The organism is Flavobacterium poyangense (assembly GCF_011751075.1).
Taxonomy (GTDB): Bacteria; Bacteroidota; Bacteroidia; order Flavobacteriales; family Flavobacteriaceae; genus Flavobacterium; species Flavobacterium poyangense.
In genome coordinates this window covers 187,313-207,528 of the sequence record NZ_JAALLN010000002.1, presented here as the reverse complement: position 1 = coordinate 207,528, position 20,216 = coordinate 187,313, and the positions used below count along the sequence as shown (strand labels likewise).

The window sequence follows — 20,216 nt, the reverse complement described above, 5'->3', positions numbered from 1 at the left end:
ATGGCGTTTTTTTGTCATACAACTTACTATTATTACTTCTTGAATTAACTTATTATTGAATCCTACCGCATAAACTGAATCAAATAAAAGCATAAAAAAAAATCCATTTGTCTAAACAAATGGATTTTTTTTATGAACTAAACCAAAGAGTTTATCTCTTATTGAAATATAACTTTTTTAGTGGTAGTATGATTATTGTCTAAGGTGATTTTAATCAATAAAACCTGATTAGCTGATTGTAAATTAGCTATCTGCAATTCTGTTTCTCCAACTTTCTTTTTGTTATAAAGTTGTTTTCCTGAAACATCATAGATAGTAACTTCTTTAATCGTTTCTTTTGCAGAGACCACTTTTAGTACTTTGTTCTTAACAGTAACTAAAACATTGTTTTCGGTATTTTCAAAATCTCCGGTTCCTAATGTTTTGTCTGTATAACGCAGTACGAAACGATCCGCAAAAGTTCCTTTTGCTGTTGTAAAGGTATATTTTCCAGTTTTTAAATTATGGATTTTCCCTGTTGTTTTATCTTCTAAATAAACATTTTTATTGATCAGGTCACCGTCTATTTTTCCTATTTCGATGGAGAAACCACCTGCTACAGCACTGCGATATCCTAAAGGAATGATGTCGGCATCCGTAAAAGGTAATGCACGTCCCTGAATAACAAGATTTCGGTCAGTTGCAATACTGTAAAAATCCAGATTAGGGTTACCATCAAATGATTCACCATCGTAATTCTTGTCGAAACCATTTGTTGCGCCATCTACATAACCAAGAAGTATTTGTTTGAAAATAGTTTCCTGATTGGTCATATTTAGCCAGATACGATTTCTGGTTGTTTTTTCTTTCGATGGTTTTGCAGGTTTGAAAAACTGCCCGTTTTTATCTCCTCCAATTCGCATATCGTTATTGAAGTTGATTGTTCCAGGGGTTTCAGCACTAATAAAGAAAGATTGCCCTGCAGCCACATAACCTTTTGGTTCTTCATTGTTGTTGCCTGGAGCATCATCACCGCTGGGCGCCGGTCCTGTCAGTACACCTCCTGTTAGATTAAAAGAGGCATAGTCGTCAGCAACATATTTATTTGTCGTTGGGCTTATTGGAGTATTATGTGTCCAGAAATACAGAGTTCCGTTCATAAAAGTATTTTCCTTTAAGAATTCATTGACATCTAAAGCAGATGGATAAGGGTTACCAACAAGATAAAACTTGCTTGCTTCTACAGTTTCAGCATTTATGACACCATTATTTGGAGTACCTTCAAAAATAGCAGTAAATTCTTCTCGTACGGTTTTAGAATGGTTTTGAGGCCCGCGAATAATGTAACCTTTACCAACAGTCATAACGGTATTAGGGTTAGTGATAACCCATCCATTTCCATTAAAACCCATGTATTTATCAGACAAGGTCAATGGCGAGACATCTACTAATTTTTTTGGACTTACCGGTGTAGACCAGTATCCGTAGTCGTAGACACGGAGAGCAGTTTTACGTTTGTATCGGATAATTCCGGAATTGGTCGCATTGTTGTTTTTCTGAACTAAACTTGAATTGTTTTCAAAGGTTAGAGTACCTCCGTTCGCAACTGTCAGACCATTCGTAATAGTTAAGGTGTTTCCACTGCTAATAACAATATTGGCTGTTGAAGCTATAGTACAACTACATGAATTTATATCTCCTCCTGAAGTATAACTTGTTGCAAAATGAACCGGTTGATTAATGGTTGGAGGACCATTGGTCCATCCGCCATTCCAGGTGGCTAATTGTGGTATTGCGTTTACAGGAATATTGTTTGAAGCTACAGATGGACAAGTACCATTACTAACAGTATAGGTGTAAGTAGTATTGGCAGCAAGACCGGAAATTGTTACTTCGGTTCCTGTTCCTGTTGTTGTTACATTGCCAGGTGTTCTTGTTAAAGTCCAGGTTCCGGTACCCGGTAGGCCGCTTAACACAACACTTCCTGTTGTTATTACACAGGTAGGGTGAGTTATGGTGCCTACTATTGGGGCATCGGGTAATATGTTTACTGTTATTGTAGCTGAGGCAGAATTCAATTCTCCACAGGCACCACTTTTTACAACTGCTCTATAAGAAGTTGTTGCTGTTATGTTAGTAGCAGTGAGTGTTGTAGTTGTATTTGCAATTGTAGTTCCTGCTGTAGCGAAATTATCTAAAGAGGATTCCCATCTTACAACACTTCCGGTATGACCAGAAAGTGTTAATGTTGTACTGTTAGTTCCTGTACATACAGTTGCTCCTCCGTCAATTGACCCTGCTACTGTTGTTGGAGAAACCGTTACTGTAGTGGCAACAGAGTTTAATTGTAGACAACTACCACTTTTTACAACTGCTCTATAAGAAGTTGTAGCCGTAAGATTAGTGGCTGTAAATGTTGCAGATGTATTTACAATTGGAGTTCCTGCAGTAGCGAAATTATCTAAAGAAGACTCCCATCTTACAATACTTCCTGTATGGCCTGATAAAGTTAAAAGTGTACTGTTAGTTCCTATACATACTGTCGTTCCACCACCAACTGATCCTGCAACTGTGGTCGGAGATACCGTTACAGTAGTGGCAGTAGAATTTAAAGTTGCGCAACTACCGCTTTGTACCACTGCACGATAAGAAGTTGTCGCCGTTAAATTAGTAGCAGTAAATGTTGTAGTTGTATTTACAATTGGAGTTCCTGCAGTAGCGAAATTATCTAAAGAGGATTCCCATCTTACAATACTTCCAGTATGGCCTGATAAAGTTAAAAGTGTACTGTTAGTTCCTGTACATACTGTTGTTCCACCACCAACTGATCCTGCAACTGTGNGTTGGAGATACTGTTACAGTAGTGGCAGCAGAATTTAAAGTTGCACAGCTACCGCTTTGTACCACTGCACGATAAGAAGTTGTCGCCGTTAAATTAGTAGCAGTAAATGTTGTAGCTGTATTTACAAATGGAGTTCCTGCAGTAGCGAAATTATCTAAAGAAGACTCCCATCTTATTATGCTTCCGGTATGACCAGAAAGTGTTAATACTGTACTGTTAGTTCCTGTACATACAGTTGTTCCTCCACCAACTGATCCCGCAACTGTCGCCGGAGCAACTGTTACAACTAAATTAAATGGAATTCCAACACAGCCTGCTGTAGTAGGAGTAACGCTATAAGTAGCTGTTTGAGCTATTGAGGTTGTATTTGTAAGGGTACCTGTAATGTTTCCATTTGGAGTGCCGGTACTAGCCGTACCTCCTGTTAGGGCTCCCGGTGTGGTTATAGTAGGAGCAGACCAGGTAAAAGTGGTTCCTCCCGGAATAGTTCCGTTGGTTCCGTTTGTTGGTGTAACGGTAAAAGCAGTTGCAGAACAAGCGGGGCTCGTCATCGGATCAATTGTAGCAGAAATAAGATCAACCAATACTGGTGAAGATGCCGTTGTTCCGCCACAGGTTACCAGCGCGCGATAGTAGGTTTTTACAGTTTGTGAAGTTGTAAAGGTTGATTTTGAACTCGATACATCTAAATATCTGATTTGTAAATCATCAATGGTGTGTCTGTCATTTATAGCTCCTACTCGTGCTGAGAATTTAAATTTCCAGCTTGATTTGTCTGCGGAGAGATAAGCAGCGGGAAGTAGAAGATTGGATACTACTGTAATGACAGCATTTGAAGAATTTACCATAGAAAGTGATAGAAAACCGTTATTGTCTACAGTTAACACAACATTTTTGGCGGTCGTTGTAGAGGTAGCATTTCTTATATCGAATGGGGCATTGATTGCAGAAGTAAAGATAGCAATATTGTTATAAAGAACACGAACTCTGGTACCATTTGCCACGCCGTCATTATCGTAGGTATCAAATTGTACGATGATTCCGGAGCCTTCTCCATTTTCTCCTCCTCCGACACTGTTTGTCAGTCCTCCTGCATAACTTAAACTAAAACCATCTGCTCCAGTAGTCGTCCCGCCGCCGCCGCCGGCAGCTTTGTAATTAAAATCTACTGTAAAAGCATTTAGGTTTGAGCCGGGTGATTTGTTAATCAAAAAATCACCTATTGTTCCAGTTTGAGAAGCAGTAGTCAAGACTGCTTCACCTCCAGTAAAAGTAGTATTTGGGGAAATTTGTGTATTAGTAGGAAGAGTTCCCGAAGCAAATGTTTCAGGGCCAAAAAAAGCGATTGGAGTCGCAGTAGCATTTGTCCATGGGTTATTACCATCTGGTGAAGTCTGCCACACATAGGTAGCGCCATCTGTGAAAGTGGTTCCCAACGATAATGTAAAAGGTGTGCTAGGACATACTGGTGTAGCCGATGTTATTGTTGTGCTAACAGCAGGTGTTCCCGAACATACATCGCCAACAGTTATGGTATAGTCTTCAACCTGTCCCTCCGTGCTACCATTGTTGCCTGAATCGGGGCCGCAAGGAGTGGTGTTGTAACCATTATATCGACCTATTATGCGCATACGGGTACTTCCCAGTGTTGCACCTGAAGGCACGGGAAAATAAACCGAAGCATTTTTTCCGTCGGTTCCGTTTGAGTTCTTTATGGTACCAATAACATAATACTCATTGGCATCATTAAAATCATTGTCCTTATTCCAATCTACAAAAGCGGTATAGAAGTAATTGCGATCTCCGTTAGTTGAACCTTTTACAGAGATGGTGTAATTTTGTCCCCTAACTAAGGTAGTGGTAGGAGAAGCGAAATTATGATAATTAGCCGTTCTGGTAGTCGTGTTCTCCAGCGTATTTAGTTTGGCACTGGTGATTCGCCCTCCTGTTGTAAAGCTGCTAGGAGTACAAACACTAGGAGTCCAGGTATAGGTTTGCCCGTTAGAGGGAACTGTTGTGTTATTTGTTCGACAGGTGTTGTTATTTGCATTTCCTGCTGTTGTTGCTGACCAATTGTTTGTTGTTGTTCTATTGTTATAGTCTGAACTTGATGATCCTCTTAAGCCAACTTGCACATTTGAATTTGTATTAGATGTAGTAGCACATGCTCCATAGACAATTTGTATGACATTCGTGGATTCATTTAATCTAATTTGAAAGGTGAAATCACCATCTTGCCAGCCAGAATTGTAACGTCTGACTTTATCCCATTGAACAATGAACGTTCTATTTGGTGCTGTTCCAATTGTATTGTAACTAATAGGTGATCCATTACTTCCTAAATCCCAACCTAAAGCACTAATTGCGCCACTATAACCTGTTCCTGAAGAAATGGGGCTATATTCAGTTGAACTAGAAAAGGTATTACCAAATGTTATAAATCCATTCATGGCGACTGAGCATTGTGTATAGCTCGCTCCATTATATAAAAATGTAAATCCGATTGGAACAAAGCCACTTGGTCCATTAGTGTCATCCCATGGAGCATTAAAGACAGTTTGTGCTCCAGTAAGAGGAGTATATGTTCCCGCAGTCTGCGTAAAAGTATAATTAGCAACCTGCGCATTCCCCGTTTCAGTAAGAAACAGCAACAAGAAAAAAGAGATTAAACCAAACACTTTGGAGTTTATGTGTTTGTCTGTTTTTTGGAAATATAATAAATCAACGAATAAAAGTAATTTTTTAATCATCAGCAGGTGGTATTTATATTTTAAATTTGTTTTTGGTATTAAAACACAAAAAAAAGAACACTGGTTATCTATTGTGTCAGATAGTAAACCCGGGGGAGTGTTTTTTGTTCTGGTTTTAAAAAAATTAGAATCAGTTATTTAAGTGCTTGTTTTTGAGCATAATTAAATAATCCAATTCGGCGTACAAAAATATTATATTTCTGCACATATACAACATTTTAGAAAAAGAGTTTCTGAGATATTTAAAAAAAATAAGCTAAATTTTAACAACAAAATGACTATTTTTAGCCTTAATAGTTAAAAAGCAGGAAAAAAGCCATGAATTCAACGTGTACTCCAAAGGAGGCTTTACTCAAATTAGAACACTTTTGTGCCTATCAGGAGCGCTGCCACGCAGAAGTGGTCGCCAAATTATACAGTTTGAAGATGACTTCAGACGAAATTGATGTTATAGTGGTTCAACTGATTGATAGTAATTTTTTAAACGAGACCCGTTTTGCCGCCAGTTTTGCCAGAGGCAAGCACCGCATTAAATTTTGGGGCAAAATCAGGATTACAAATGAGTTGAAAGCCAGACAAATTTCAACGACTAATATCACACTTGCCCTAAAAGAAATCTCTGCAGAAGAGTATCAAACAACCTTCGACCAACTTTCAGAAAGATGCTGGAATAGCATTCAGGAGACTAATATTCTTAAAAAAAGAAAAAAATTCTGCGATTATCTGTTGCGCAGAGGTTACGAAAGCAATTTGGTTTATGAAAAAATGAAGGAATTAGAATAAAGTTTTAGTTTCATTTTTCAGGACAAAATTTTAATTTTCGCATTGCGTAAAAGTTGCTTTTCTTTAAACCAAACGATATTCAAAAACCTTGTTTATTACAAAATAATCAATAGTTATTAGGTAGTGTTTTATTGCATAATATTCATAGAAACTCACGTTTTTCAGATTTTTAATCTAAAAAACGTGAGTTTTTTGATTGTAGATTGCGATTATTCTTATGTTTTATTTTCTTTTTTTATAAGAATTAACACAGTTCGGCGCTTCTTGCGGTGTATTTCATCGAGTATTTCTTTTGCTTTATCGAATATATGGTCTTTCTTAAAACCGCTTTTATGACAAATACGTAGTTGTCTATATCTTTGCAAGCCCTAAAATTTACCTGTTTAACGATCTGATAGAAACAATTAAAATGATGAGAAAATTACTTTTATTTTTAGTTTTACCCTTTGTTGGTTTTGCACAAGTGGACCTGGTGAAATGGGATGGTCCCACTAGTAAATCAGCAACTATTACCTCCGGTTACACGGCATCGGTATCTGCCGGGGAATTAGGCAACGGAAGTAATTTAACTTTGTCTCCTTTGCAATGGGAAGGTTTTAAAGGAAGTCCATGGACGACATCATTTGCTATTGATGATACTAAATATTTTCAGTTTACAACGACTGCAAAAACGGGCTATAAAATCAAATTGGATGCTTTTAAATTTACCTATCATGGTGATGCGAATTTGTATGTTAAGCGTTATCAGGTTCGGTATTCCAAAGATAATTTTGCGACCAGCAGTTTGTTGATTGATGAAACAACAAAACCCGGAAAAGTAAACAAGTCATTGAGTTTGTCTAATGTTACTCTGTATGCGGGCGAAACTATAACGATTCGTATTTACGGTTATAAACTAAAACCGGGTAGTGATCCCGATTCTCCTTTATTTTTAACGAATAAGAATACAAGCGTTGCCGCAGACGGAAACACAACTCCTACAATTAGAGGTACTGTTTTGCCTTACGATGAAAAGGACTTAAATGCAAATGACGATCTGATAAGTACTAAAGAAAAAAGAGCAGTGTCATTTGATCCGTTAACAAATGACACGAAGTCCAATGGTTCAACGATGACGTATACACAGCCACCTAGTGCTGAAGGAACCGTTACAAACAATAACGATATCCTTACGTTTACACCAGCGGCAAACTTTAAAGGAACGAGTTCGTTCACTTACATTCTTAAAAAAGGATCAAAGACATCGACAGCTACCGTTTGGGTTTTTGTTGAAGAATTTACATCTCGTCTGATAATCTGGAATGGTGCTGTAGATCAACCCAAGGCTGTTGTTACAGATGCAAATATAATGGCAAACGATATCAGTGGTTCAGGGGTTAATTTTGTAACAAACAGTAATCCAAATTATTTTAATGTTAGTAATGTACAAACCAGTACAATTAAAAATACCGTAAATCTTAACAAATATGTTCAGGTAAGTGTAAAACCAAAACCGAATTTTAAGCTGACTTTAACGCAATTCAGGTTTATATACAACTCTCCGGCCGGAAATGAAGGGGCTACAAAATACGAAGTGCGTTATTCGACAGATCCCGCTTTTGCTGATGGAGGGACAATTCTTTTGGGTTCGACTACGGCAGTACAAGGTAGCGATACGGAAGTAGTACTTAATTTTCCGGCAAATACGGTTGTGACAAGTAATACAAATCAAACGTTTTATATCAGAATATATCCTTATGGAGTACAGAATATTTACAACGGATATTTTAGATTAAAGCACGATTATGGAGGAGAAGTTGGGCCAACGATTTCCGGTATTGTTGATAATTCAAACTTACTAACTGCTAATCCGGATAGTATCACTACCGATTCAAAGACAGCTATCCCAATTCCTATTTTGTCAAATGATGAGAATTATGGTTCATTAGTATCGATAACGTCAACACAGCCAAGTTTGGGTGGATCAGTTGTGGTTAATGGAAAAACGAATGTGACTTTTACTCCTACTGCAGGTTTTACAGGAACGAGTTCATTTGTTTACACCTTATTTGACGGAACAAATTATTCGTCTGCAACGGTCACAGTTACGGTCACGCCACCACCATGCGTTCCTACTTTAACAGCTGGAATTAACAATTGGAAAGGTTATGTTTATACCTATACAGGAGATACTCCAGCTATGACGACTTATGTCGGAACTGTTGCAGAGAAAGCTATGTTTGATCGTAATGTAGCGACAGGAGTAATTACAGGGGATACAAGTGTTGCGCCAAATGAATTTTGTGGCGTCGTACCAAGTGACAGGTTTTATGTCCGTTATTTGATGACCGCTACAACAGAGGCAGGTCAATATAATTTTACGGTAGGAGGAGATGACGGTTATCGTTTATATATTGATGGAAAAATAGTGATAGACAATTGGCAGGATCAAGGTTATGCATTGAGATCTACGCTCCGTACCTTGTCTTCAGGAACACATGATTTTGTCTTAGAATATTATGAAAAAGCAGGTTCGTCCAGGCTATCCATTTCATATGGCATTATAAAAGGAGATACTTCGCTTCCTTTTGGAGAGAATAAATGGAATGTGTATGGTTTTAATTCAGCTGATCTTGCTTTGTTGGCTGATACTTATGCCGGAACTTATGCCGATACTAAAATAAATATCAATACGCAGAATTATTGGAATGCTGATGTGTCGCCATCCTATTACTCCGGTTGGGAAGGGGCTCCTATGCCGGTAAACCAGTTTACAATTGCTTACAAACGTAAAGGTTTTCCTTGTGGTCGTTATCAGTTAGAATTGGTCAATTGTGATGATGTTGCTGAAATTTATATTGACGGAGTTAAAATAGCTACGCAATCTTATAGTACTACAAGTTCTCTGATTAATGGTGGTGTCACCTATCCGTTAAATAAAACTTCTACAGTAGAAGTACGTTTAAGAGAAGACGGAGAGAATGCCAACATTGCACTTAATTTTATCGACACTCCATTTGTTTATGATGGATCAGCAGCTCCTCAAAGTGGTTCTTCTATTGTGGTAAATAAAAGCTCAACTCTGGCTAATGATTTAGAAGTTTGTACTTGTACGATAGCAGCAGGAAAGACCTTAACTATACCGGGAAACAAAACCCTTACCGTTAATGAAAATATTGTGGTAAACGAAAAGGGTAAACTGATCATTAAAAACAACGGTTCCTTGGTTCAGACGAATAATAATGCCACTTATACAGGAGCAGTAAATTCATTTGATATGGAGCGTATTTCAACTCCAATGGTAAATTTTGATTATACCTATTGGTCTTCATCGGTAGCAGATCAAAAGTTGAATGTTTTATCTCCAAATACGTTGTCTGATAAATACAGCTCATTTAACGGAAAGAATTGGGTAATAGAAAATGGAAATACTGCGATGATACCCGGTAAGGGATATATTATTCGTGTTCCTAAACCCTATACCAAATATCCAAATGGTAAAGATTACTGGGAAAGTTCGACCTATTCTCAAACTGTAAATTTTATTGGTGTTCCAAATAATGGAATTATTAAAGGAGAATCACTTCTTCCAAACAACTTCTATTTGATTGGAAACCCATATCCTTCGGCGTTAGATGCTGTTAAATTTTTGAATGCTAATACTTTTATAAACGGGACTATTTATTTCTGGACGCATAATACAGCAATAGGCACGGTAGGGGGACATAAATACAATTCAAATGATTATGCAAGTTTTAATCTAACCGGTGGTGTAGCAACGAGACCTTCTCAGGCCCCGGGACTTAATATGAGTACCCCTTCCGGTAAAATTGCATCAGGAGTATCCTTTTTTGTAAGTGCAAATGAAGCCGGGACAGTTACTTTTGATAACAGTATGCGTCCGGTAGGAGTTAACAACCAGTTTTTTAAAAGAGATAATACTTCAAAAAATAAAGGAGTTGAGAATAGCCGCATGTGGTTAAACCTGACAAATGAAAATGGTGCTTTTAAACAAGTCCTGATCGGATATGTAGAAGGAGCTACCAATGATTTTGAAAACAGATTTGACGGTGAAAGTTTTGATGGTAACGCTTTTATAGATTTTTACAGTATTGATAATGATAAGAATTACGTAATTCAGGGGCGTGCGCTGCCTTTCACGGACACTGATATTGTTCCTTTAGGTTATCGTAGTTCTATTGCAGGTGAGTTTGCAATTGCTATAGAGCAAACAGATGGTAATCTGGTTAATCAGGCTGTTTATTTAGAGGACAAAGTAACAGCCAAAGTTTATGATTTGCGAGATGGTAAATACACATTCTCAACCGAAAAGGGCGTTTTTCCAGATCGTTTTATATTGCGTTATACCAATAAGACATTAGGAGTAGATGATTTTGAAAACAAAGACAGTGATCTTATCGTTTCTGTAAAAAACAAAGTAATAAAAGTAAACTCAGAAAAAGATAATATTAGAGAAGTCACTATTTATGATATTTCAGGAAAACAACTTTATAATAAAAAGAAAGTTGGGGCAACAGAATTACAAATAGCCAATTTACAATCGGCTAATCAGGTTGTATTGATTAAAGTTACTTTAGAAAACAATCATACTACGACCAGAAAAGCTATATTTCAATAAAGAGGATCACTTTTATAGATTATAGAAAAATCCATTTGTCACAGTCAAATGGATTTTTTTTGGGTTTTTTCAGGTTTAAAATTTACTTAGAAAAGACTTTTTGAAAGGATATTTCAATTTTCAAACTTATCCTTTGATGATCAGGTTGTAAGAGTAGAAGTTGTTTTTGGGACATAATTTTCTGTAACTCAAAAAATAGTATTCTGATGCTATTTAATTCAAGTTGCTAGTTATTAGTTGTAAAATGTATACTGTAAAATGTGAAATGATACTCTGAAAGAGCAAATGCTTTAATTAAGGGATTTTCTTGCCTTTAGGCGTTAAGTATATTGTTGCTGTATTTCGATGATCTGGCACAGTTATATGTTCGTACAATGTAAGTCGGTAATCAATTAAACAAAACTTATTACTTTTCACATTTTACTTTTCACAGTATACATTATTATTCAACCGGCAACTTGAGTTAATTAGATGTGTCGATTATACAATAAGTGCGTTTTATCTTTCAAGTGTTAAAAAAAAGATGCATTTTATCGATAAATAATCATGATCGATAAAATGCATTTTTTAACGATAAAATGCCATTTTTAGGGCTATTTTGTTGGTTTTATAACAATCTCTAATTTTTTAAGTGTTTAATTCTTACAATTTTATGTAAAATATCTTGCTGTCTTGTAAATAAAATTGTACCTTGTTGCTATGCTTGTACGACGAACGTACATATAAGCCCGATAAAGTACATTTTTTTTCTGTTTTTCTCTGCCAAAATATTGATTGCTATTTTAAATACCACAAATTAAAAAGCAGCATTTTAGTATTTTTTGCTTTTAATTATAAGTTGATTTTTTATAGTCAAAATTATTTTTTGAGGTATTTAGAGTTCTATTTTAATCAAACGTCTGTTTGGTTCTGATTTTTCTTTTAACTTAAAAAGTAGTGCGATGAAAAAAAAATTACCAGCTTTCCTGCTTCAATTTTTAATGCATTGTTTTTCTCAAAAGAATCTGCATTATAAAAAAACATCATTTTTAAAGGTAAAATTTTCCTTTTTGTTTTTATTTGTTTTTGGCTCTTTATGGGCACAACCACCGCATACATTTACAGTTAATGGTTCAGTAGTCGTTCCTGCCGGAATTACAACAATGAATGTGCAAGCCTGGGGTGGTGGTGGTGCCGGAGGTGGCGCCAGTGGTGCTTCATTATTAAATGGAAGAGGTGGCGCCGGTGGTGGTGGTGGTGCTTTTGCACACGGGAATATTACTGTTGTCGCAGGAAATACTTTAGCAGTTAAAGTCGCGGCAGTAACAACGGGTACAACGGGAACAGGTGGTAACGGAGGAAGCTCTACTATAACCGGTTTTGAAAGTGTGCTCTTTGCAGCTGGTGGAAATGGTGGTGCTGCAAATTCATCCGGAGGAACTCCCAGTGGAGGTGCTGGAGGTTTAAACACAGCTTCATTTGGATCAATAACAACAACTTCCGGTGTAAATGGCGGAAACGGTTCTTCAGCTTTATTAAGTTTAGGATTAAGTTCGGGGGCCGGGGGAAAAGGAGGTGATACCAGTGGTGGTGCCGGAGGTGCTGCTATTAGCAGTCTCTTATTAGGTAATGGGCCGGGAAATGCCGGAACAGCACCCGGTGGAGGAGGAGGAGGAGGTATAAATTCTGCATTGGGTTCTCCTCAGATTGGTGGTGATGGAGCTCGCGGTCAGGTTATAGTTACTTATACTTGTCCAACTTATAGTATTACGGGGATATCGGCGGCTGATGTTTGTAGTACAGTAGGAACCACTTCGACGGTTACTTTAACAGGAAGTGCAGGTTCTTTGCCTGTCGGCGTCTATACGGTAACTTATAATCGCAGTAGTCCAAGCGGTACCGGACTTACAGCAGCAATGACTGTTTCTACGGCCGGGACAGGAACTTTTACAGCTGTAGGTTTAAGCACTTTGGGAGCAAGTACAATTACGGTTACTAATCTAACATCAGGGGTTTGTTCTTCAAATATTTCATCGAATAATGCTGCCGCTCTTACCGTTTTTGCTGCGTCAGCAGGGGGAACTTTAAGTGGTACTACAACTATTTGTTCAGGAGCAACCAGTGGAGCAATGAATTTGAGTGGACATACCGGAACAGTTGTGAAATGGCAATATGCGGTAAGTCCATTTTCAAGCTGGACAGATATTGCTAATACAACAACATCCTATACTTCAGGAGCTCTTAGTGCTACTACTCAATTTAGAGCAGTAGTTCAAAATGGAGCTTGTGTTTCTGCTAATTCAGCTGTAGCTACTATAACAGTTAATCCATTGCCTCAGGGAAGTTTAACGGCTAATGGCCCATTTTGTGCTACGGGTTCCGGGCAATTAATTTTTACGGCAAGTGCAGGAACAGGTCCTTATACTGTTGTTTATAAAGAAAATGGTGGTGCAGATCGTACTCAGACGAATGTAACCAGTGGCGTTGCTTTTGCAACATTTACTACTCCGGTTACGAGTTCGACTACTTATACATTAGTTTCTGTAACAGGAGCTGATACCTGTGCTCGAAGTTCATCCTTTACTGGCAGTTCTGCGACAATTACGATTAATCCATTGCCTCAGGGAAGTTTAACAGCTAACGGTCCGTTTTGTGTTACAGGTTCCGGACAATTAACTTTTACGGCAAGTGCTGGAACAGGCCCGTATACTGTTGTTTATAAAGAAAATGGTGGTGCAGATCGCACTCAGACCAATGTTACTAGTGGTGTTGCTTTTGCTACTTTTACCACTCCAGTTACGAGTTCGACTACTTATACATTGGTTTCTGTAACGGGAGCTGACAGTTGTGTTCGAAGTTCATCATTTACCGGTGGCTCTGCAACGATTACTATTAATCCATTGCCACAAGGAAGTTTAACGGCCAATGGCCCATTTTGTGCTACGGGTTCCGGACAATTAACTTTTACTGCAAGTGCAGGAACTGGTCCTTTTACTGTTGTTTATAAAGAAAATGGTGGGGTAGATCGCACTCAGACCAATGTGACCAGTGGTGTTGCTTTTGCAACATTTACCACTCCGGTTACAAGTTCGACTACGTATACATTGGTTTCTGTAACAGGAGCTAATAGTTGTGTTCGAAGTTCATCCTTTACCGGTGGCTCCGCAACAATTACGATTAATCCATTACCACAAGGAAGTTTAACGGCTAATGGTCCGTTTTGTGCTACAGGTGCCGGGCAATTAACTTTTACGGCAAGTGCAGGAACAGGTCCTTATACTGTTGTCTATAAAGAAAATGGTGGTGCAGATCGCACGCAGACCAATGTTACGAGTGGCGTTGCTTTTGCCACATTTACCACTCCGGTTACAAGTTCGACTACTTATACATTGGTTTCTGTAACAGGAGCTGACAGTTGTGCTCGAAGTTCATCCTTTACTGGTGGCTCTGCGACAATTACTATTAATCCTTTACCACAAGGAAGTTTAACAGCTAACGGTCCATTTTGTGTTACAGGTTCCGGACAATTAATTTTTACGGCAAGTGCCGGAACAGGTCCTTATACTGTTGTCTATAAAGAAAATGGTGGTGCAGATCGCACGCAGACCAATGTTACGAGTGGCGTTGCTTTTGCAACATTTACTACTCCGGTCACGAGTTCGACTACCTATACATTGGTTTCTGTAACAGGAGCTGATACATGTGTTCGAAGTTCATCCTTTACTGGTGGCTCCGCAACGATTTCGGTTAACCCATTACCACAGGGAAGTTTAACGGCCAATGGCCCGTTTTGTGCAACGGGTGCCGGACAATTAACTTTTACGGCAAGTGCGGGAACAGGTCCTTTTACTGTTGTTTATAAAGAAAACGGTGGTGCAGATCGTACTCAGACCAATGTGACCAGTGGCGTTGCTTTTGCAACATTTACTACTCCGGTTACAAGTTCGACTACTTATACATTGGTTTCTGTAACTGGAGCTGACAGTTGTGCTCGAAGTTCATCCTTTACCGGTGGCTCCGCAACGATTACAATTAACCCATTACCTCAGGGAAGTTTAACGGCCAATGGCCCATTTTGTGCTACAGGTGCCGGACAATTAACTTTTACGGCAAGTGCAGGAACAGGTCCTTTTACTGTTGTCTATAAAGAAAACGGTGGTGCAGATCGCACGCAGACCAATGTTACGAGTGGCGTTGCTTTTGCCACATTTACTACTCCGGTTACGACTTCGACTACCTATACATTGGTTTCTGTAACAGGAGCTGATAGTTGTGCTCGAAGTTCATCCTTTACTGGCGGTTCTGCGACAATTACGATTAATCCATTACCTCAGGGAAGTTTAACGGCTAATGGTCCGTTTTGTGCTACAGGTGCCGGGCAATTAACTTTTACGGCAAGTGCAGGAGCAGGCCCGTATACTGTTGTTTATAAAGAAAACGGTGGTGCAGATCGCGCTCAGACCAATGTTACGAGTGGTGTTGCTTTTGCCACATTTACTACTCCGGTTACGAGTTCGACGACTTATACATTGGTTTCTGTAACTGGAGCTGACAGTTGTGTTCGAAGTTCATCCTTTACTGGCGGTTCTGCAACAATTACGATTAATCCATTACCACAAGGAAGTTTAACGGCCAATGGTCCGTTTTGTGCTACAGGTGCCGGGCAATTAACTTTTACGGCAAGTGTAGGAACAGGTCCTTTTACTGTTGTCTATAAAGAAAACGGTGGTGCAGATCGCACTCAGACCAATGTAACCAGTGGTGTTGCTTTTGCCACATTTACTACTCCGGTTACGAGTTCGACTACCTATACATTGGTTTCTGTAACAGGAGCTGATACATGTGTTCGAAGTTCATCCTTTACTGGTGGCTCTGCAACGATTACTATTAACCCATTGCCACAAGGAAGTTTAACGGCTAATGGTCCGTTTTGTGTTACAGGTTCCGGACAATTAACTTTTACGGCAAGTGCAGGAACAGGTCCTTTTACTGTTGTCTATAAAGAAAATGGTGGTGCAGATCGTACTCAGACCAATGTTACTAGTGGTGTTGCTTTTGCTACTTTTACCACTCCGGTTACAAGTTCGACGACTTATACATTAGTTTCTGTAACAGGAGCTGATACATGTGTTCGAAGTTCATCCTTTACTGGTGGCTCCGCAACGATTTCGGTTAACCTATTACCACAGGGAAGTTTAACGGCCAATGGTCCGTTTTGTGCAACGGGTGCCGGACAATTGACTTTTACGGCAAGTGCGGGCACAGGTCCTTTTACTGTTGTTTATAAAGAAAATGGTGGTGCAGATCGCACGCAGACCAATGTAACCAGTGGCGTTGCTTTTGCCACATTTACTACTCCGGTTACAAGTTCGACTACTTATACATTGGTTTCTGTAACGGGAGCTGACAGTTGTGTTCGAAGTTCATCCTTTACTGGTGGTTCTGCTTCTATCACGATAACTCCGGAACCAACGGCACCAATTAACGGTGGAGTTACTCAGCCCACATGTGCGATACAAACCGGTTCCATAGTTCTAAACGGGCTGCCTAATTTGAGTAATTATACAATAACACAAAGTGGCACAGTTGCCAATACCTACTCAGGAGGTGGAGGTTCTGATCCAACAACCTATACGATTACCGGACTTGCAGCCGGAACCTATAATTTTAGTGTTGCCTATAGCGGCAGTTGTCCTTCACCGCTTTTATCGAGTATAGTTATAAATCCGCTTATAACAAATACGTATACTATTGCGGGAGGCTGGTCTAATGGAACGCCAACATTAAATCATAATATTGTTTTTGCTGATGATTATACTTCAGCAGGGGATGTAAACAGCTGTACCTGCAATGTAAATTCAGGAGTAAAAGTGACTATAAATGCATTAAACACCTTAACGGTAACCAATGCTCTAACGGTTGATCCGGCACGTGGAACGGAATTGATATTTGAAAATAATGCAAGTTTGGTTCAGGTAAACGATAATCCGTCAGTGAATTCAGGTTCTATAACTTATAAACGTACGGGGAAACAGATCCTTAGATATGATTATATATACTGGTCAACACCTGTAAATTTGCAAAAATTGGTGGATGTTTCACCATTGACGTTGTCTGATAAATATTTTAGTTTTAATGGAACAAACTGGGTATTAACTAATTCTAATACTACTATGGTTGTTGGTAAAGGTTATATCATTAGGGGGCCTCAAAATTATTCGATTACGGTAAGGGCAGATTATACAGCTCAGTTTGCCGGCACTCCAAATAATGGTGCTTTAACCGGGGAAACGATGGATGCAGGTAAGTTTTATTTAATCGGAAATCCATATCCTTCTGCTTTGGATGCAGATCTTTTTTTACCGGCAAATTCTTTCTTAGACGGGACTATCTTTTTTTGGACGCATAACACGCCTATCGGTACGGTGGGAGCGAATAAATACAACGCAGATGACTATGCCAGTTATAACGTTGTTGGAGGTGTAGCGATATCAGCAAAAAGTGATCCGGGGCATTCGGATGATCCACTATTGGATCTCGGTGTTAAACCAACGGGTAAAATTGCTGCGGGACAATCTTTTTTCGCAACTACTGTTAGCGGCGGAACGGTTGCTTTTAATAATGAAATGAGATTGGGTGGTGCGCATAACAGTCAGTTTTTTAAAATAGATGAAACTTCGAAAAAGAAAGATTTAGAGAGACATCGTATATGGCTTGATATGACCAATGAAGAAGGAGCATTTAAACAACTACTGATTGGTTATGTAGAAGGAGCGACAAATGGTCACGATAATAGATTTGATGGCGTAACGCTTGATGGGAATCCGTTTCTTGATTTTTACAGTATCAACAGTAATAGAAAATATGTTATTCAGGGTCGTGCTCTGCCTTTTTTAGATATTGATACTGTACCCTTGGGGTATCGCTCTGCAATTGTTAGTGACTTTAAAATCTCTATTGATGATTCCGATGGAAATTTGGCACATCAGGAAATTTTTATAGAAGATAAGCTAACCGGAGTTGTACATGATTTAAGAAAAAGCGGTTATACGTTTTCTAGTACGATAGGTGTTTTTGATGATCGGTTTATTTTGCGTTACATTAATAAATCACTGGGAGTTGATGAGTTTGAAAATAAAGGAAAAGAGATTGTTGTCAGCACTAAAGATAAAGTGATTAGTATCAATGCTTCTGAAAGAACGATTAGTGAGATACTTATTTTTGATGTATCCGGTAGCATGATTTACAAAAAAACGGCTATTAATAATCCATCTTTCCAAGTTGTAAATTTAAAATCTCAGGATCAGCTTCTTTTTGTGAAGGTTAAATTAGATGATAATGTGGTATCAATTAAGAAAGTGATGTTCTAGATTTTATGATTTTCATGCAGAGTTGCAAAATTGCAAAGTCTTTTTTTTTATAAGGTTTGTTTCAATCACGTTTCTATAAATAAAAAAATGCTTTTGACGTTAAGTCAAAAGCATTTTTAAATACTATTTGAGATTTATAAAATCTTTTTTTAAACTTTTGCTTTACCCGAAGCTGAAGCTTCAAGATTTCTTTCAATGCTGTGTCCCGGTCTTGACCATTTTGGTTTTTCACCTAGTGGAGCAAATTGAGAATCGGCTGCTTCAACGGTTTTAGGTTGAGAAACTTTTGTAAATGGTTTTTGTGGATTTAAACCTAATAATTCGAACATTTTCATGTCTTCGTGAACATCAGGGTTTGGCGTTGTAAGCAATTTATCTCCTGCGAAAATAGAATTAGCTCCTGCAAAAAAGCACATTGCCTGTCCTTCACGGCTCATATTAGTTCTTCCGGCAGATAAACGAACTTGTGTATCCGGCATTACAATTCTTGTGGTAGCAACCATACGAATCATTTCCCAGATTTCAACCGGTTTTTCATCTTCCATTGGAGTCCCTTCAACGGCAACCAAGGCGTTAATTGGCACAGATTCCGGTTGTGGGTTTAAGGTAGAAAGTGCTACAAGCATTCCTGCTCTGTCTTCAATACTTTCACCCATTCCTATAATACCTCCGCTACAAACCGTAACATTAGTTTTACGAACATTTTCTATAGTTTGTATACGGTCTTCAAAACCACGAGTAGAAATTACGTCTTTGTAATAATCTTCAGAAGTATCTAAATTGTGATTGTAAGCATATAAACCTGCTTCGGCAAGACGTTGTGCCTGATTTTCGGTAATCATACCCAAAGTACAACAAACTTCCATGTCTAGTTTGTTAATGGTACGAACCATTTCTAAAACCTGGTCAAATTCTTCTCCGTCTTTCACATTTCTCCAGGCAGCTCCCATACATACACGGGATGATCCGCTTGATTTTGCTCGCAAAGCTTGTGCTTTAACCTGACTTACACTCATTAGATCATTACCTTCAACACCAGTGTTGTAACGTGCAGCCTGTGGGCAATAACCACAATCTTCAGGGCAACCTCCGGTTTTAATAGATAACAGTGTAGATACCTGTACTACATTTGGATCATGGTTCTGCCTGTGAAGGGTTGCCGCTTCATACAGCAAGTCCATCATAGGTTTATTATATATTGCGATTATTTCGTCTTTTGTCCAGTTGTGTTTCGTAATGCTCATTGATACATTTTTTTGATGCTCCAAAAGTAGTTAAATTGTTCTAATCAACCAATGATGTGTTCTGTAAATGAATATTTGATAGGCTTTTTCAAAAAAGAAACACTCTAAAATCATAGAATTACATCTTTTTATGATTTTAGAGTGCTAAAATGTTTCTTTTGCTTTAAAAAATTAATCGGCTACATATTTGTTATTCCAGTACAACATCATCATTAAAGTGACAATTACCGACGATGCGATTCCTTCAAACAATAAACAGATGCAGTAAGTTGGTACAGAAGGATTTCCTCCAAACATAAAAGTCTCTGATAATGTTTTTACATATGCATCTCCACCTCTTGCATAACTATAAACTAACAGTCCGAAAACACTTAATGCTACACCAACAACAGAAGTTGCCATCGCAGAAACGGCATTCGAAACAAAGTTGGTTTCTCCTTCATGAAGATTCATTCGCATGGTTTTATTTACGCCATAAAATATAAAAAATACATTTAAGGTTCGCAAATAGAACAGATGGGCCAAACCTAATACGTTCATCAATAAAAAATAAACGCCAATTCCGAGGAAAATCAAAAAACCGTTGGTTATTTCTTTAGGTAATTTCATAATGGTTATTTTTAAAGAAGTTAATAGTAAGCAATTGACAAA

At 38.4% G+C, this 20,216-nt stretch carries 7 protein-coding genes; 3 read left to right on the top strand and 4 right to left on the bottom strand.

The window, feature by feature from the left end; all coding sequences use genetic code 11:
* Nucleotides 1–158: 158 nt before the first annotated feature.
* Both G3A47_RS05770 and G3A47_RS23840 read right to left on the bottom strand, forming a co-directional pair.
* Complete coding sequence (locus tag G3A47_RS05770) at nucleotides 159–2,618, bottom strand: T9SS sorting signal type C domain-containing protein (protein WP_166921234.1); 2,460 nt, start codon at nucleotides 2,616–2,618, stop codon at nucleotides 159–161.
* 151 nt (nucleotides 2,619–2,769) lie between these two features.
* Nucleotides 2,770–5,271, bottom strand: a complete 2,502-nt coding sequence (locus G3A47_RS23840; protein WP_458294223.1) for a GEVED domain-containing protein — start codon at nucleotides 5,269–5,271, stop codon at nucleotides 2,770–2,772.
* A 618-nt stretch (nucleotides 5,272–5,889) separates the two neighbouring features.
* Between G3A47_RS23840 and G3A47_RS05760 the strand changes: the two genes are divergently transcribed.
* The 3 genes from G3A47_RS05760 to G3A47_RS05750 all read left to right on the top strand — a co-directional run bounded on the left by G3A47_RS05760 (nucleotide 5,890) and on the right by G3A47_RS05750 (nucleotide 18,321).
* The gene (locus tag G3A47_RS05760; protein ID WP_166921232.1) at nucleotides 5,890–6,354 is read left to right on the top strand and encodes a regulatory protein RecX; all 465 of its coding nucleotides are present in this window, start codon (nucleotides 5,890–5,892) and stop codon (nucleotides 6,352–6,354) included.
* Nucleotides 6,355–6,763: 409 nt separating this feature from the next.
* The gene (locus G3A47_RS05755) at nucleotides 6,764–10,972 is read left to right on the top strand and encodes an Ig-like domain-containing protein (protein ID WP_166921231.1); all 4,209 of its coding nucleotides are present in this window, start codon (nucleotides 6,764–6,766) and stop codon (nucleotides 10,970–10,972) included.
* A 941-nt stretch (nucleotides 10,973–11,913) separates the two neighbouring features.
* On the top strand, nucleotides 11,914–18,321 hold the full coding sequence (locus tag G3A47_RS05750; protein WP_166921230.1) for a glycine-rich domain-containing protein: 6,408 nt from the start codon (nucleotides 11,914–11,916) through the stop codon (nucleotides 18,319–18,321).
* 149 nt (nucleotides 18,322–18,470) lie between these two features.
* Here the strand turns inward: G3A47_RS05750 and bioB are convergent, their stop codons facing one another.
* Nucleotides 18,471–19,565 carry a biotin synthase BioB gene (gene bioB, locus G3A47_RS05745; protein ID WP_166921229.1) on the bottom strand — a complete coding sequence of 365 codons (1,095 nt, stop codon included), beginning with the start codon at nucleotides 19,563–19,565 and terminating at the stop codon, nucleotides 18,471–18,473.
* A 171-nt stretch (nucleotides 19,566–19,736) separates the two neighbouring features.
* Nucleotides 19,737–20,174 (bottom strand): hypothetical protein, encoded by a 438-nt coding sequence (locus tag G3A47_RS05740; protein ID WP_166921228.1) that lies wholly within the window; start codon nucleotides 20,172–20,174, stop codon nucleotides 19,737–19,739.
* Nucleotides 20,175–20,216 lie beyond the last annotated feature (42 nt).